This is a genomic window from Tersicoccus sp. Bi-70, from assembly GCF_001968825.1.
Classification (GTDB): Bacteria; Actinomycetota; Actinomycetes; order Actinomycetales; family Micrococcaceae; genus Tersicoccus.
In genome coordinates this window covers 208,532-222,659 of sequence record NZ_MIEU01000012.1, presented here as the reverse complement: position 1 = coordinate 222,659, position 14,128 = coordinate 208,532, and the positions used below count along the sequence as shown (strand labels likewise).

Below are 14,128 nucleotides of genomic sequence, written 5' to 3'. Positions count from 1 at the left end.
TCGGGCTGTCCGCCGGGCGTCACCCCTCGCACCGGCCCGCTCGCTGACGTCACCGTGACGGACCGAACGGCGTCGCCCGCGTGCCCCGTGCCATAATGAGCGGGTACGTGCTCCGGGGTCGGTGAAATTCCGAACCGGCGGTCAAAGTCCGCGACCCGGTGCGTCGATCCCGGTGGCTCAGCCACCGCGGGACGCGCATCGGTTGAGCCGGTGGAATTCCGGCACCGACAGTCACAGTCTGGATGGGAGAAGCACGTCGCGCGCGACGTCCGGCGACAGCCGGGCCCGTCGCCGGGACAGCGGTCGTCGCCGTCCCGGCCCTCGTGCGCACCCTCGCCCCGGAACCGTCAGTGAACGGATCGGCGAGGAAGGGAACGGGCCCGTGGACGTCCTGCGATGGCTGTTCGAGGCGAAGCTGACCATCGGTGGTGGCTTCATCCTGTGGCGCGAGGTGCTCGGCAACGTCTTCGGCCTGGTCAGCGCCTTCGGTGGGATGCGCCGCAAGGTGTGGGCGTGGCCGGTCGGCATCGTCGGCAACGTGCTGCTCTTCACCGTCTTCCTCGGGGCGGTCTTCGGCTCCCCGAACCCGGTCAACCTGCTCGGCCAGGCCGGCCGCCAGGTGATGTTCATCGTCGTCTCGATCTACGGCTGGTACCGGTGGCGCCAGTCCCGAGGCGACGGCGGCACCGCCGTGACCCCCCGCTGGGCCTCCAACCTCACCCGCGTCCGCCTCGTCATCGCCCTCGTGGTCGGCACCGGTGTGCTCACCCCGGCGTTCCGCGCCCTCGGCAGCTACGAGCCGGTGTGGGCCGACGCCTGGATCTTCGTCGGCTCGCTGCTCGCCACCCTCGGCATGGCCCGCGGCTGGGTCGAGTTCTGGCTGATCTGGGTCGCCGTCGACATCGTCGGCGTGCCCCTGCTGATCTCGGCCGGCTACTGGGCGTCCGCCATCATGTACATCATCTACGGCGGGTTCACGCTCACCGGCTTCTTCGTCTGGTGGCGCTACCGCAACCAGGCCCAGGCGCCGCGCGTCGAGACCGTGTTCCCGGATCCGCGGGTCGAGTCATGACCGCGACGACGCATCACCACACCACCGACGCGGGGTTCACCCTGGCCGAGGAGCACGCCATGGCCGCCGCGCTGCGGGCCGCCGCCACCGGCGTCCGCGGCGCGAACCCCCTCGTCGGCGCCGCCCTGCTCGACGTCGACGGCCGGCTGATCGCCGTCGGGCACCACCGCGGCGCCGGGACGGACCACGCCGAGGTCGACGTCCTGCACCGGGCCGCAGCCGCCGGGGCGAGCCCCGAGCAGATCGCCGCCGCGACCATGGTCGTGACGCTGGAACCGTGCAACCACACGGGCCGCACCGGTGCGTGCACCGAGGCCATCCTGGCCGTCGGCATCCGCTCCGTCGTGCACGCCATCGGCGACCCGCACCGGGCCGCCGCCGGGGGAGCCCACCGGCTGCGGGCCGCGGGCGTGGACGTGCGCGACGGCCTGCTCGCCGACCAGGCGTTCGACCTGAACCGCCGGTGGCTCGACGTCGTCGGCACCCGGCCGTTCGTGACCCTCAAGATCGCCCAGAGCCTGGACGGCGCGGTGGCCGCGGCGGACGGCACGAGCCAGTGGATCACCGGCCCCGCCGCCCGGCAGGACGGCCACCGCCTGCGCGAGCTCGCCGACGCCGTCCTCGTCTCCACCGGCACGGTCCTCGCCGACGACCCGACCCTGACCGCCCGCCACCCGGACGGCACCCCGGCCGGACGGCAGCCGCGTCGCGTCGTCATGGGCCTTCGCCCGGTCCCGGCCGAGGCCGCGGTCCGCGGCGACGACGGGCGTTTCCGCGCCCTGCCCACCCACGACCCGGACGAGGCGCTGGCCGCGCTCTACGCCGACGGCACCCGGCACGTCCTGATCGACGGCAGTCCCCGGCTCAGCGCGGCGTTCGCGCGGGCCGGCCTGGTCGACGAACTCATCGTCTACCAGGCGCCCCTGCTGATCGGGGGCCGGCCCGCGTTCCCCGATCTCGGTCTGGACACGCTCGACGACGCCCTCCGGTTCGAGCCCGACGAGGCCGGCGGCGGCGCCGCCACGCGCTTCGGCCCGGACACCCGGCTGCGCTTCCGGCCGGTGGACGGGACGGCCGTCCAGCTCGACCCCGAGACCCTCGACCCGCTCGACCGACCCCAGACCTCCGATCACTCCGCCACCGGCAAGAAGGGCTGACATGTTCACCGGCATCATCACCGACCAGGGCACCGTCCGGGACATCGTGCTCGACCCGGCGCGCGACAGCGCCGTGCTCACGCTGACCGCGCACGAGGCCGCGGCCGACCTGCCGTTCGGCGGCTCGCTGGCCGTCAACGGCGTCTGCCTGACCGCGACGACGGACCCCGCGCTGAACGCCGGCACCGGCGCCGACGGCGTCGATGCCGTCGGGGAGCTGCCCGCGACCGCCGCGAGCGGCGCGGCCGGGACCGTCCGGCTCGACGTGATGGGGGAGACCCTGCGGCGCACGACCATCGGCGCCCTGAGCGCCGGTGACACCGTCAACCTCGAGCGCTGCCTGCAGCCCACCGGCCGGTTCGACGGCCACATCGTGCAGGGTCACGTCGACGGCGTCGCCCGGTTGGCCGAACGCGAGGACCTGGGCGACTGGGAGCGCCTGCGCTTCGCCGTGCCCGCGACCCTCGCGCCCTACCTGGCGGAGAAGGGCTCCGTCGCCGTCGACGGGGTGTCCCTGACGGTCACCGCGGTCAGCGACGCCGACGCCGCCGAGCACTGGTTCGAGGTCGGCCTCATCCCCACCACCCTGGCCGTCACGACCCTCGGGACGCTGACGCCGGGCAACCCCGTCAACCTGGAGGTCGATGTGATGGCCAAGTACGCCGCCCGCCTCGCCGCCTTCGGCGCGGTCGCCACGCGGCCGGCCGCGACGACGAGCGCAGCGACCAACCCGACGACGGACGCAGGAGTGCAGGCATGAGCGGTGTGACCACCCCGGCCTCGGCCGACGCCAGCGCCGCCACCGGCGAGACCACGATCGCGGCGACGACGGCCGCCGCCGGCGCCGTGACGCTCGATCCGATCGAGGCGGCCCTGACCGCCCTGCGCGCGGGCCGTCCCGTCGTCGTCGTGGACGACGAGGACCGCGAGAACGAGGGCGACATCATCTTCCCGGCCGAACGGGCCGACGCCGCGCTGATGGGCTTCACCGTCCGGTACACCTCCGGGGTGATTTGCGTGCCGCTCACCGCCGAGCGCGCCGCGCAGCTGGCGCTGCCGCCCATGCTGGCCGTCAACGAGGACCCGAAGGGCACCGCCTACACCGTGTCGACGGACGCGGCGAGCGGCGTGAGCACCGGCATCAGCGCGGCGGACCGCGCACGCACCGCCACGGTGCTGGCCGACCCCGCCGCGACGGCCGGGGATCTCACCCGGCCCGGTCACGTCTTTCCCCTGATCGCCGTGGACGGCCTGCTCGACGTCCGGCCCGGCCACACCGAGGCCGCCGTGGCCCTGTGCCTGGCCACGGGGCACCGGCCCGTCGGCGTGATCGCCGAGCTGGTGCACGACGACGGGTCGATGATGCGGTTGCCGGCCCTGCGCGCGTTCGCCGACGAGCACGACCTGAGGCTGATCAGCATCGCCGACCTGATCGTCCACCTCGGCCGTCACCCGCTGGAGGACGGCGGCGGCACCGAGCCGATCAGTACCGACCGGACCACCACCGACCCCAGCACCACCGATTTCAGCACCGACTCCACCCTCCGAGAGGATTCCCGATGAGCGGCCACGGCGCCCCCCAGCCCACCCTCGACCCCGGCACGAAGGACCTGCGCGTCGCGATCGTCGCCGCCTCCTGGCACGAGCAGGTGATGGACGGACTGCTCGACGGCGCCCGCCGCGCCGTCGCCGCCGCCGGCGCGACCGCCGTCGAGGTCCGCGTGCCCGGCTCCTTCGAGCTGCCCGTCGCCGCCGCGCGGCTGGCCCCGACCGTGGACGCCGTCGTCGCCCTCGGTGTCGTCATCCGCGGCGGCACCCCGCACTTCGAGTACGTTTGCTCGGCCGCCACGACGGGCCTGACCGACGTCTCGGTCGCCACCGGGGTGCCGGTCGGCTTCGGTGTCCTGACGTGTGACACCGAGCAGCAGGCCCTCGACCGCGCCGGCCTGGAGGATTCGAGCGAGGACAAGGGCTTCGAGGCGGCCGCCGCGGCGCTGAACACGGCCGCCGTTCTCGCCGGTGTGACGGGCGCCGCCGCCGCCGATACCGGGGCAGCAGCGGGACGACGGTAACGTGGACGCCGTGAAATCCTTCGACTCCCTCTTCGCCGAGCTGCGCGCCAAGGCCGCCGACCGCCCCGACGGTTCCCGCACCGTCGCGGAGCTGGACGCCGGCGTGCACGGCATCGGCAAGAAGATCGTGGAGGAGGCCGCCGAGGTGTGGATGGCCGCCGAGTACGAGACCGACGAGGAGGCGGCCGAGGAGATCTCGCAGCTGCTCTACCACGTGCAGGTGATGATGATCGCGAAGGGCCTGATGCTCGAGGACGTCTACCGACATCTGTAGGCCGCCCCTCCGCCGTCAGACCTGATCAGGAAGAGACCACCATGCTCCGCGTCGCCGTCCCCAACAAGGGTTCCCTGTCCGAAGCCGCCACCACCATGCTCAGCGAGGCCGGCTACCGGCAGCGCCGGGACAGCCGGGAACTGGTCCTCACGGACCAGGAGAACCACATCGAGTTCTTCTACCTCCGGCCCCGCGACATCGCCGTGTACGTCGGCTCCGGCACGCTCGATGTCGGGCTGACCGGCCGTGACCTGCTGCTGGACTCCGGTGCCGAGGCGGTCGAGCTGATGGAGCTCGGCTTCGCCGCGTCGACCTTCCGCTTCGCCGGCCCAGTCGGCCGGTACAGCGCCATCGAGCAGCTCGCGGGCCGTCGCCTGGCCACCAGCTACGACGGGCTGCTGCGCCGCTACCTCGCCGAGCGCGGCATCGACGCGTCGGTGGTCCGGCTCGACGGCGCCGTCGAGTCCTCCGTCCGGCTCGGCGTCGCCGACGCGATCGCCGACGTCGTCGAGACCGGGACGACGCTGCGCGCGGCCGGCATGGAGACCTTCGGGGACCCGATCCTGCGCTCCGAGGCCGTGCTGATCGGCCGGGACGGGCACGAGCCCGAGGGCCTGGACGTGCTGATCCGGCGCCTCCAGGGCGTCCTCGTCGCCCGCCGCTACGTGATGATGGACTACGACATCCGCGCCGAGCTGGTCGACGCCGCCTCCGCGATCACGCCGGGCCTCGAGTCGCCGACCATCTCCCCGCTGCGGGACGGCGAGTGGGTCGCGGTCCGCGCCATGGTGCTGCGCAGCCAGACCAACCGGATGATGGACGAGCTGTACGAACTCGGCGCCCGCGCCATCCTCACCAGCGCCATCCACGCCGCCCGGATCTGACGCGCCGCATCGAAGGAGACCGACATGAGCGTGGCGATCCGCGTCATCCCGTGCCTGGACGTCGACGCCGGGCGGGTGGTCAAGGGCGTGAGGTTCGAGGGACTGCGCGACGCCGGTGACCCCGTCGAGCTGGCCCACCGGTACGACCGGGCCGGCGCCGACGAGCTGACCTTCCTCGACGTCACCGCCTCCTCCGGCAACCGGGCGACCACGTACGACGTCGTGCGCCGCGCCGCCGAGGAGGTCTTCATCCCGCTGACCGTGGGCGGGGGCGTGCGCTCCGCCGCGGACGTCGACCGGCTGCTCCGCGAGGGCGCCGACAAGGCCTCCATCAACACCGCCGCGGTGGACCGGCCCGAGGTGATCGACGAGATCGTCACCCGCTTCGGCTCCCAGGTGCTCGTGCTCTCCCTCGACGCCCGGCGGGTCCGCGACGGCGACCGCACCGACTCCGGCTTCGAGGTCACCACCCACGGGGGACGCCGGGGCACCGGCATCGACGCCTTGACCTGGGCGCGGCAGGCCGCCGAGCGCGGGGTGGGGGAGATCCTGCTCAACTCGATCGACGCGGACGGCACCAAGGACGGCTTCGACCTGGAGCTGATCGCCGCGGTGCGGGCCGTCGTGGGCGTTCCGCTGATCGCCTCGGGCGGGGCGGGCGAGCCGGCGCACTTCCCGCCGGCGGTGGACGCGGGGGCGGACGCCGTGCTGGCGGCCTCGGTGTTCCACTTCGGCCCCGACGACGCGATCGCCCAGGTCAAGGCCGCGATCCGCGCGGCGGGTCACCCCGTCCGCTGAGGCATGTCCCGCACGTCGGCGTTGCCGGATTGAGGCGATCCCGGGCCGAAACCCGCCGGTCGGGTCAGCCCCGCAGGGCCGCGACGGCCTCGGGGGATCCCTCGACGGTGACCAGCGCGTTGGCGCGCCGGCCGGAGGCGTGCATCAGCAGTTCTCCGGGTGCGCCGACCACGGCGACGGAGTCCGCGGCGCGGCGGGCCACGTGCCGGTATCCCTCCGGGTCCACCAGGACGACGCCGACGCCGGCCGACCGGTAGGCCAGGCCGGCGAAGGCGACGAGCCGCTCCCACAGCGCGGCCTCGTAGTCGGCGTCCAGGATCCGTGGCGCCCACTCGTCGACGGCGCGGCGCACGTCCTCGGTGTGGACGAAGTACTCGAGCAGGTTGACCCGGGCCGCGAGCTGCGGGAGGCGCCGGGGGCTGAGCAGACTGGGCTCACGACGGAAGCGGTCGACGAGCGTGGCGAAGTCGGTGCGCGTGGAGGCCGTGGCGGCCAGCTCGCGCGTGCGGCGCTCGGTCCGCTCGGCCAGCGGAGGCAGGGCGATGCCGGCGGCGGCGCCGGGCCGGTGCTCGCGCAGGTAGAGGTGCGCGGCGAGTTCCTGGGTGCGCCAGCCCTCGCACAGCGTGTCACGGCCCGGGCCGGCCGCCAGCAGCGTCTCGGCCAGCGCCTCCCGGGAGAGCTGCACGAAGTCCATCAGGGCGAACGTAGCACGGTATCCGAGAGGAACCGCGGTGCACGCAGCAAGGGCCGCCACCCTTCCGGGTGACGGCCCCTGCCGGCATCGCCTCGTGTCAGCACCGTGTCAGCCCTGTCGCCGCATCTCCGCGGCCAGTGCGGCGTTGTGCCGGGCGAGCTGGTCCGTGATGTGCGCGCGGACCTCGGGACTCTTGTTCTGGCTGAGCTTGGCGCGGGCCTCGAACCGGTCCACGCGCAGGCGCAGGCCGACGGTGCCGCGCGCGGCCCGGCGGGTGGCCGGCTCGTCCTCCCCGAGGCTGCGACCGCCCGGCCGGTGCTGCTCGAAGTGGTCGGTGAGCCGGTTGAGCATGGCCCAGTTCTCCTCGTCGGTGAGCACCTGCGGGGTGCCGTAGAGGTGCGCGGTGACGTGGTTCCACGTCGGCACCAGGTCGCCCGCCGCGTACCAGCTCGGGGACACGTAGTCGTGCGGGCCCTGCACGATGACGAGCATCTCGTGCTGCCCGAGCTCGTGCAGCTCGTCGTCGGGGCGGCCGACGTGGCTGGCGAGGACGATCTCGTCCCCGCCGTCGTCGTCGATCAGCAGCACCGGGTAGTGCGAGGCGACGAGGCCGCGGCTCGTGGCCGAGACGAAGGTGGCCCACGGGTGCGCGGTGACGAGCCGCTTGACCTCGGCGGGGTCGGTCATCAGGTATCGGGGGGTGTGGCGCATCAGGCGGGGACCTTCCGGTGCAGACGGGTACGGACGGCGAGGGCGGCGCAGGCGATGATCGCGAGGCCGCCGACGACGGTGGGCCAGCCGACCCGCTCGTGCAGGATCAGCGCGGCCCAGGCGATGCTGAGGACGGGCTGGACGAGCTGGACCTGGCTGACCTGGGCCATGGGGCCGATCGCGAGACCCCGGTACCAGGCGAAGAAGCCGAGGAACATGCTGATCACCCCGAGGTAGGCGAGCGCCAGCCACGCGGCCGGGGTGCCGGAGAGGTCCCGGCCGGCGACGGAGGCCAGGCAGCACACCGTCATCACGGGGGCCGCGACCACGAGCGCCCAGGAGATCGTCTGCCACGACCCGAGCTCGCGAGCGAGCAGCCCGCCCTCGGCGTAGCCGACCGCCGCGGCGACGACCGCGCCGAACAGCAGCAGGTCGGACCAGTGCAGGGCGCCGAGGCCGCCGTTCTGCAGGGACGCGACGACGACGGTGACCACCGCACCGAGGGCGGCGAGGAACCAGAAGGAGCGGGCCGGGCGTTCCCGGCCGCGCAGCACCGCCATCACCGCGGTGGCGGCGGGCAGCAGGCCGATGACGACGGCGCTGTGGCCGGCGGGGGCCGTGGTGAGGGCGAAGGAGGTCAGCAGGGGGAAACCGGCGACCACCCCACCGGCCACGACGCCGAGGCGCAGCCACTGACGGGCCGTCGGACGCCGCTGCCGGGTCACCGCGAGCACGGTGGCGGCGAGCGCGGCGGCGATCACGCCGCGGGCCGAGCCGATGAACAGCGGCGGGAAGGCGGTGACGGCCACGCGGGTGAACGGGACCGTGAAGGAGAAGGCCACGATGCCGAGCAGTCCCCACCACCAGCCGGTGGTGCGGGACGACATGCCGGGTAGCAGTGGCATCACCGAGTGGGTAGCGCTACTCTCTATCGTCATGAACGACGATAGCACGAGCAGGATCGTCACCGGCCTGCGCGCGTGGATCGGCGACGCCCGGCCGGACGCCCGGCTCCCGTCCAACCGCGCCCTCGTCGCCGAGTACGGCGCGAGTCCGGTCACGGTGCAGAAGGCGATGCGGCAGCTGATCGGGCTCGGCCTGGTGGAGAGCCGTCCCGGGGTCGGCACCTTCGTGCGCGCCGTGCGCACGGCGGCGCCCGTCGACCACGGCTGGCAGACCGCCGCGCTCGGCGCGGCGCAGGTCCGCGGCTCCACCCTGTCCTCGACGCAGCGGTCGGTCGCCCCCGACGCCATCGGGCTGCACATGGGCTACCCGTCGCGGGATCTGCTGCCGGAGCGGCTGGTCCGGCAGGCGCTGGCCCGCGCCGCCCGCAGCGACGTCGCCCTGCGCCGGGCGCCCGCGGCGGGACTGCCGGAGCTGCAGGCGTGGTTCGCCGCCGAGCTCGCGAGCGCCGCCCCCGCCGGCGTCACCCCGGCCGCGCCGCGGGACACGCTCGTCCTCTCGGGCAGCCAGAGCGGGTTGAGCTCGATCTTCCGCGCCGTGGTCGGCCCCGGCCAACCGCTGCTCATCGAGTCGCCGAGCTACTGGGGGGCGATCCTCGCCGCGGACCAGGCCGGGGTGACGCTCGTGCCGCTGCCGTCGGGACCCGACGGGCCGGACCCGGTGGACGTCGACCGCGCCCTCGCCCGGACCGGGGCGCGGGCGTTCTACGCCCAGCCCACCTTCGCCAACCCGACCGGCGGCCGGTGGCCGGCGGAGACCGGCCTGGCCGTGCTGGAGAGCGTGCGCCGGCACGGCGCGTTCCTGATCGAGGACGACTGGGCGCACGACCTCGCCATCGACGCGGACCCGCACCCGCTCGCGGCGCTCGACACGGACGGGCACGTCATCTATCTGCGCTCGCTGACCAAGAGCGTCTCGCCGGCGCTGCGCGTCGCCGCCGTCATCGCCCGCGGGCCCGCGCGCGACCGCATCCTCGCCGACCGTGCCGCGGAGTCGATGTACGTCAGCGGCATCCTGCAGGCCGCCGCGCTCGACGTCGTCACCCAGCCCGGCTGGCGCACGCACCTGCGCGGCCTGCGGGAGCAGCTGCGCGCCCGCCGGGACCTGCTGCTGGCGAGCCTGCGCGACCACGCCCCCACCGTGCACGTGGAGACGGTCCCGGCCGGCGGGCTCAACCTGTGGCTGCGGCTGCCCGACGGCAGCGACGTGCCCGAGATCGTGCGGGACTGCGAGAGCCGGGGCCTGATCATCGCCCCGGGCACCGAGTGGTTCCCGGCCGAGCCCTCCGGGCCGTACGTCCGCGCCAACTACGGCGGCGAGGACCCCGAACGCTTCCCCGAGGCGGCGGCCATCCTCGGCCGGGTGCTGGCCGCCCGCTGACGGACGACGGGTGACGGCCGGCGGCTGAGCGACGTCGGCCGGGGCCGGAGCGCGACCGGTGCCGGTCTCAGCCCTCCAGGTCGGCCTTGAGCCGGGCGAGCGTGCGGCGGATGTTGCCGGCCTGGAACTCGTGGAAGAGCCGGCCCTTCGTCACGAACCGGTCGAACCGCGCGGCCCAGGCGTCGGACCACGTCGTCCGGTCGTCCTGCCAGGTCTCGGTGACGCGGGTCCCGGTGGCGGTCGGCTCGAAGGTGTACGCCCACGTGGCGATGGGCGCGCTGATCAGGGGCCGGCCGACGCCGATCCGGTGCACCCGGAAGGCGAACCGTTCGCCGGGCTGCGCCGCGATGACGGTGCAGGCGGTGGACCAGCGGGCGAACCCGCGCCGATTGTGGCCGACGAACGTGTCCCCGACCGCGAGGGCTCCGCGACTCGGCTCCCGGGTGCCCCGGTTCTCCGGGCTCCAGCGGCCCATCTGGGCCGGATCGGCCACCTCGCCGTAGATGGTCGAGGCGGGGGCGGCGATCTCGATGCTGTCGGACACGCTCATGGGTCGGGTCATGCGCTCAGCCTGACACAGGCGCGGGCGTGCCCCGGTCGGCGGGGGTGATCAGTGCCAGAAGGCGGCGAGCGGGCCGGCGAGCGCGCGGCCCTGGCGGTGGCCGGCGCGGGCGGCGGGCGGGCGCGAGGCGGGATCCATCATCCCGCCGGTCCCGAAGGCGTCGCGCGCTCCCTCGTCGGGCAGGATCGTCTCGACGGCGCTGCCATCCCCGCGCAGTTCCGCGACCTGGGCGGCGAGCTGCATGCCCCACGCCGACGGGTGCCGCGACCGGCCGCCGAAGGGAGAGAGCACGAGCACGCGGGCGTACCCGGCCGCGAGGTCGGCGTTCTCGTTGCGCCGATAGCCACCGTCGATGTAGCGGTCCGCCCCGATCCGGTACGGGGCACCGCTGGAGGTACTCGCGGCGACGGCATCGACGAGGTCGACGCCGCTGTGCCGGTCGAAGACGACGGGCTCACCGGTGCGGGCGTCCACCGCGGTGATCAGCAGCGCCCGTTCCGGCCAGTGCAGACCGGGCAGGCGGGCGGCGACGGTCTCCCGCCAGCGGGTGGCGGCCGCGCCGTCCGACGTCGCGTCCAACTCGAGGGCGGCCGCCCCCATCCGACGGCGCATGTCGGCCGCGTCCGTGGCGGCGGCGATGATGCGGTTCGTCCGCTCGAGGTGATCGGCGACCGCGCCGGCCGCGCCGCGACCACCGGCCGACGACGCGTTCCCGGGTGACCCTGCGTTCCCGGCCGCCCCGGCTGGTCCGGCGGGCCGACCCGACCGGCCCGGTGCCGCCTCGAGGATGGCGGCGAGCAGCTCCGCGGGCGTCGACCCGGCCCGTTCCGCCCCGGCGACCGGTGATCCGGTCACCTGCGCCGCCGCCGTCGCCCCGGCCGAGGTCCCGATGATCAGGTCGGCGTCCAGCACGTCCAGCCCGGCGTCGGCCAGGCCGGCGATGACGCCGATCTCCCAGGCGTTGCCGGCCGACCCGCCGCCGTGCAGCACCAGCGCCCGCTGGCCCCGCGGCACCCGGCCGGTGGCGTCGATGCCGGGCTCGGTCACGAGGGGTCGCCGATCTGCGCGGCGGTGTTCGATCCAGGTGCGTCTGGTGCTCCGGTGTCCTGGCCGGTGTCCGCGCCGGCGTTCTGGGTCGCGACCCAGCTGGCGAGCACCTTCAGGCCGTCCTCGGCGGGGGTGCCGGGGTCGGCGGTGTAGACGTTGATGCGCAGCCCCGGATCCGCGGCCAGTTCGAGGGCCTCGAAGCTGAGGTCGAGGTCCCCGACGATGGGGTGGTGCAGGCGTTTGCGCCCGGTGCGGTGGTACTTGACGTCGTGCCGGGCCCACCGGGTGCGGAACTCCTCGCTGCGGGTGGAGAGCTCGCCGACCAGGTCGGTGAGGTCCTTGTCGTAGGGGTTCCTCCCGGCGGTCGAGCGCAGGATGGCGACGATGTCGTCCGCGGCCCGCTCCCAGTCGGTGTAGAAGGCCCGGGCCTTCGGGTTGAGGAAGGTGAACCGCGCGTTGTTCGGCGGGCTGGTGGGCTCGGCCATCAGGTCGAGGTAGAGCGCACGACCGAGCTCGTTGGCGGCGAGGACGTCACCACGGTCGTTGCGGACCCACGCCGGGGCCGTCGTGATCGCGTCGAGGACCCGCTGCACACCCGGGCGCACCGTCGACGGGCTGCGCCGTCGTCGCACGCGCGGCGGGGCGGCGGACGCGCGGGCGAGGTCGAACAGGTGGGCCGTCTCCGCCTCGTCGAGCTGCAGCGCCCGCCCGAGCGACTCGAGCACGCTGTCCGAGGCACCGGTCAGATTGCCGCGCTCGAGGCGGATGTAGTAGTCGATGCTCATCCCGGCGAGCATCGCGACCTCCTCGCGGCGCAGGCCCGCGACGCGGCGGTTGCCTCCCCACGCCGGCAGGCCGGCCTCCTCGGGCGTGATCCGGGCCCGGCGCGAGGTCAGGAACTTCCGCACGTCCTCCGCGTGTGTCATGCCTCCACGCTACGGGGGAACCGCCCACCGGTGGGAGGTACTGCCGGTACCCGGAAGAGCCGTGACTCCCCGGGGCGTCGACGCGATGGTGGTGTTGACGGCATGAGATCCGCACCCTCCACGGCCGCCCACCCGGCGGCGATCCTGGCGATCATCCTCGTCAGCTACTTCATGATCCTGCTGGACAACTCCGTCATCTTCACGGCGCTGCCGACGCTGCAGGCGGAGCTCTCGTTGACGCCGGGGGAGCTGTCCTGGGTCCAGGACGCCTACACGCTGGTCTTCGGCGGTCTGCTCCTGCTCGGTGCCCGGGCGGGGGACCTGCTCGGACGCCGGCGCGTGTTCGTGATCGGCCTCGTCGTCTTCTCCGTCGCGTCCCTGCTGATCGGACTGTCCCCGGCCGGGTGGTGGGCGATCACCGGCCGGGCCGTGCAGGGCGTCGGCGCGGCGATCGTGGCCCCGGCGTCGCTGTCGCTGCTGACCGCCAGCTTCCCGGAGGGCCGTGAGCGTTCCCGCGCGGTCGCCTGGTACGGCGCGACGGCCGGGATCGGCGCCAGCCTCGGTCTGCTCATCGGTGGCGCCCTGGCCCAGGGTGTGTCCTGGCGGGCCGGGTTCTTCGTCAACGTGCCCATCGGTGTGGCGATGATCGCCCTCGCTCCCCGGTTCCTCGGCGAGACCGAGCAGGCTCGCGGTCGGTTCGACCTGCTCGGCGCGCTCACGGCGACGCTCGGCATCGGTGCCCTCGTGTTCGGCATCATCCACGCGGCCGACGCCGGCTGGGTCTCCCCGGTGACGATCGCCGCGGTCGGCGCCGGGGTGGTGCTGCTGGTGCTGTTCGTGCTGATCGAACGGGCCGCTCCGCAGCCGATCATGCCGTTGCGGCTGTTCAGAAGCCGTCGTCGCACCGGCGCCTACGTGGCCCGCCTGCTCTACCTGGGCGCGATGATCGGGTTCTTCTACTTCACCACCCAGTTCCTGCAGGAGGTGCTCGGCTTCGGACCCCTGCAGGCCGGTCTTGGGTTCCTTCCGATGACGGCGGTCAACTTCGCCGTCGCGATGGTCGTCCCCCGGCTCGTCCGACGACTGCCGGACTCGGTGCCCCTGCTGGCCGGCATCGCGCTCACCCTGGCCGGCATGGTCTGGCTCGGTCGCGCCGGCGTCGCCGCGGACTACGGGATGGACATCGCCGCGCCGATGATCCTCATCGGCGCAGGTCAGGGGCTGGCGTTCGCGCCGCTGACCTCCTTCGGGATCGTCGGCGCGTCGACCGCGGACGCCGGAGCGGCCTCCGGTCTGGTGAACACGTTCCACCAGGTCGGGACCTCCCTCGGTCTGGCCATCGGCGTGGCCGCGGCCGCGGCGGTGCCCGCCGGGGCCGGCCACCCCGCTCGGCTGGCCGCGCAGGTCGGCGCCGCGCTGACGACGGGCAGCGTGCTGCTGGTGCTCGGCCTGGCCGTCGTCGCGGTGCTCATCGCCCCCGCGGACCTCGCCGGCCTCCGGGACCACCGAGGCCGGTCGAGGAGACGCGGCGACGCCCTCGGCGTCGCCGCCCGAGAGGGGTACTGACGCGCCCTCCCATCTCGCCCGT

General features: G+C 74.2%; 16 protein-coding genes and 1 riboswitch. Of the genes, 10 read left to right on the top strand and 6 right to left on the bottom strand.

Going from position 1 to position 14,128, the window contains the following annotated elements; translation table 11 throughout:
• Nucleotides 1–103: 103 nt before the first annotated feature.
• Nucleotides 104–259: riboswitch (FMN riboswitch) on the top strand.
• A gap of 123 nt (nt 260–382) precedes the next feature.
• From pnuC to hisF, 8 genes are read left to right on the top strand one after another with little or no spacing between them, the layout of a single operon-like run.
• Nucleotides 383–1,072 carry a nicotinamide riboside transporter PnuC gene (pnuC, locus tag BGP79_RS10155; protein WP_076695111.1) on the top strand — a complete coding sequence of 230 codons (690 nt, stop codon included), beginning with the start codon at nt 383–385 and terminating at the stop codon, nt 1,070–1,072.
• Nucleotides 1,069–2,229, top strand: a complete 1,161-nt coding sequence (ribD, locus tag BGP79_RS10150; RefSeq protein ID WP_076695110.1) for a bifunctional diaminohydroxyphosphoribosylaminopyrimidine deaminase/5-amino-6-(5-phosphoribosylamino)uracil reductase RibD — start codon at nt 1,069–1,071, stop codon at nt 2,227–2,229. Before pnuC ends, ribD begins: the two co-directional genes overlap by 4 nt.
• A gap of 1 nt (nt 2,230) precedes the next feature.
• Entirely contained in the window at nt 2,231–2,989 is a 759-nt protein-coding gene (locus tag BGP79_RS10145) for a riboflavin synthase (RefSeq protein ID WP_076695109.1), read from the top strand.
• A complete protein-coding gene (gene ribB / locus BGP79_RS10140) occupies nt 2,986–3,792 on the top strand; it encodes a 3,4-dihydroxy-2-butanone-4-phosphate synthase (protein ID WP_076695107.1) in 807 nt (268 codons plus the stop codon). Before BGP79_RS10145 ends, ribB begins: the two co-directional genes overlap by 4 nt.
• Complete coding sequence (ribH, locus tag BGP79_RS10135) at nt 3,789–4,301, top strand: 6,7-dimethyl-8-ribityllumazine synthase (RefSeq protein WP_076695105.1); 513 nt, start codon at nt 3,789–3,791, stop codon at nt 4,299–4,301. Before ribB ends, ribH begins: the two co-directional genes overlap by 4 nt.
• A 10-nt stretch (nt 4,302–4,311) precedes the next feature.
• Complete coding sequence (locus tag BGP79_RS10130; RefSeq protein ID WP_076695376.1) at nt 4,312–4,575, top strand: phosphoribosyl-ATP diphosphatase; 264 nt, start codon at nt 4,312–4,314, stop codon at nt 4,573–4,575.
• A 41-nt stretch (nt 4,576–4,616) separates the two neighbouring features.
• Nucleotides 4,617–5,459, top strand: coding sequence for an ATP phosphoribosyltransferase (hisG, locus tag BGP79_RS10125; protein WP_076695103.1), 843 nt, complete (start codon nt 4,617–4,619; stop codon nt 5,457–5,459).
• A 24-nt stretch (nt 5,460–5,483) separates the two neighbouring features.
• Nucleotides 5,484–6,257 (top strand): imidazole glycerol phosphate synthase subunit HisF, encoded by a 774-nt coding sequence (gene hisF, locus BGP79_RS10120; RefSeq protein ID WP_076695101.1) that lies wholly within the window; start codon nt 5,484–5,486, stop codon nt 6,255–6,257.
• Nucleotides 6,258–6,321: 64 nt separating this feature from the next.
• Here the strand turns inward: hisF and BGP79_RS10115 are convergent, their stop codons facing one another.
• The 3 genes from BGP79_RS10115 to BGP79_RS10105 all read right to left on the bottom strand — a co-directional run bounded on the left by BGP79_RS10115 (nt 6,322) and on the right by BGP79_RS10105 (nt 8,567).
• Nucleotides 6,322–6,951 (bottom strand): TIGR03085 family metal-binding protein, encoded by a 630-nt coding sequence (locus tag BGP79_RS10115; RefSeq protein WP_076695099.1) that lies wholly within the window; start codon nt 6,949–6,951, stop codon nt 6,322–6,324.
• Nucleotides 6,952–7,059: 108 nt separating this feature from the next.
• A complete protein-coding gene (locus BGP79_RS10110) occupies nt 7,060–7,662 on the bottom strand; it encodes an FMN-binding negative transcriptional regulator (protein ID WP_076695097.1) in 603 nt (200 codons plus the stop codon).
• The gene (locus tag BGP79_RS10105) at nt 7,662–8,567 is read right to left on the bottom strand and encodes a DMT family transporter (RefSeq protein WP_233121376.1); all 906 of its coding nucleotides are present in this window, start codon (nt 8,565–8,567) and stop codon (nt 7,662–7,664) included. Before BGP79_RS10105 ends, BGP79_RS10110 begins: the two co-directional genes overlap by 1 nt.
• Nucleotides 8,568–8,598: 31 nt before the next feature.
• Between BGP79_RS10105 and BGP79_RS10100 the strand changes: the two genes are divergently transcribed.
• Nucleotides 8,599–10,005 carry a PLP-dependent aminotransferase family protein gene (locus BGP79_RS10100; protein ID WP_076695093.1) on the top strand — a complete coding sequence of 469 codons (1,407 nt, stop codon included), beginning with the start codon at nt 8,599–8,601 and terminating at the stop codon, nt 10,003–10,005.
• Between the two features lie 67 nt (nt 10,006–10,072).
• Here BGP79_RS10100 and BGP79_RS10095 read toward each other — a convergent pair whose 3' ends face one another.
• Genes BGP79_RS10095 through BGP79_RS10085 form a run of 3 tightly spaced genes read right to left on the bottom strand, consistent with a single transcriptional unit; the run spans nt 10,073 to nt 12,540 of the window.
• Nucleotides 10,073–10,567 (bottom strand): SRPBCC family protein, encoded by a 495-nt coding sequence (locus BGP79_RS10095; protein ID WP_076695092.1) that lies wholly within the window; start codon nt 10,565–10,567, stop codon nt 10,073–10,075.
• 48 nt (nt 10,568–10,615) lie between these two features.
• Entirely contained in the window at nt 10,616–11,614 is a 999-nt protein-coding gene (locus tag BGP79_RS10090; protein ID WP_076695090.1) for a patatin-like phospholipase family protein, read from the bottom strand.
• The gene (locus tag BGP79_RS10085) at nt 11,611–12,540 is read right to left on the bottom strand and encodes a helix-turn-helix transcriptional regulator (protein WP_076695088.1); all 930 of its coding nucleotides are present in this window, start codon (nt 12,538–12,540) and stop codon (nt 11,611–11,613) included. Before BGP79_RS10085 ends, BGP79_RS10090 begins: the two co-directional genes overlap by 4 nt.
• A 102-nt stretch (nt 12,541–12,642) precedes the next feature.
• Here BGP79_RS10085 and BGP79_RS10080 point away from each other — a divergent pair, with 102 nt between their 5' ends.
• Nucleotides 12,643–14,106 (top strand): MFS transporter, encoded by a 1,464-nt coding sequence (locus tag BGP79_RS10080; protein WP_076695086.1) that lies wholly within the window; start codon nt 12,643–12,645, stop codon nt 14,104–14,106.
• The last annotated feature ends 22 nt before the right edge of the window (nt 14,107–14,128 follow it).

Bases quoted from the DNA above. Each gene is read 5' to 3' on its own strand.
- ribD (WP_076695110.1), top strand. From the start codon at position 1,069: ATGACCGCGACGACGCATCACCACACCACCGACGCGGGGTTCACCCTG.
- BGP79_RS10145 (WP_076695109.1), top strand. From the start codon at position 2,231: ATGTTCACCGGCATCATCACCGACCAGGGCACCGTCCGGGACATCGTG.
- ribB (WP_076695107.1), top strand. From the start codon at position 2,986: ATGAGCGGTGTGACCACCCCGGCCTCGGCCGACGCCAGCGCCGCCACC.
- ribH (WP_076695105.1), top strand. From the start codon at position 3,789: ATGAGCGGCCACGGCGCCCCCCAGCCCACCCTCGACCCCGGCACGAAG.
- hisG (WP_076695103.1), top strand. From the start codon at position 4,617: ATGCTCCGCGTCGCCGTCCCCAACAAGGGTTCCCTGTCCGAAGCCGCC.
- hisF (WP_076695101.1), top strand. From the start codon at position 5,484: ATGAGCGTGGCGATCCGCGTCATCCCGTGCCTGGACGTCGACGCCGGG.
- BGP79_RS10115 (WP_076695099.1), bottom strand. From the start codon at position 6,951: ATGGACTTCGTGCAGCTCTCCCGGGAGGCGCTGGCCGAGACGCTGCTG.
- BGP79_RS10110 (WP_076695097.1), bottom strand. From the start codon at position 7,662: ATGCGCCACACCCCCCGATACCTGATGACCGACCCCGCCGAGGTCAAG.
- BGP79_RS10105 (WP_233121376.1), bottom strand. From the start codon at position 8,567: ATGCCACTGCTACCCGGCATGTCGTCCCGCACCACCGGCTGGTGGTGG.
- BGP79_RS10100 (WP_076695093.1), top strand. From the start codon at position 8,599: ATGAACGACGATAGCACGAGCAGGATCGTCACCGGCCTGCGCGCGTGG.
- BGP79_RS10095 (WP_076695092.1), bottom strand. From the start codon at position 10,567: ATGACCCGACCCATGAGCGTGTCCGACAGCATCGAGATCGCCGCCCCC.
- BGP79_RS10085 (WP_076695088.1), bottom strand. From the start codon at position 12,540: ATGACACACGCGGAGGACGTGCGGAAGTTCCTGACCTCGCGCCGGGCC.
- BGP79_RS10080 (WP_076695086.1), top strand. From the start codon at position 12,643: ATGAGATCCGCACCCTCCACGGCCGCCCACCCGGCGGCGATCCTGGCG.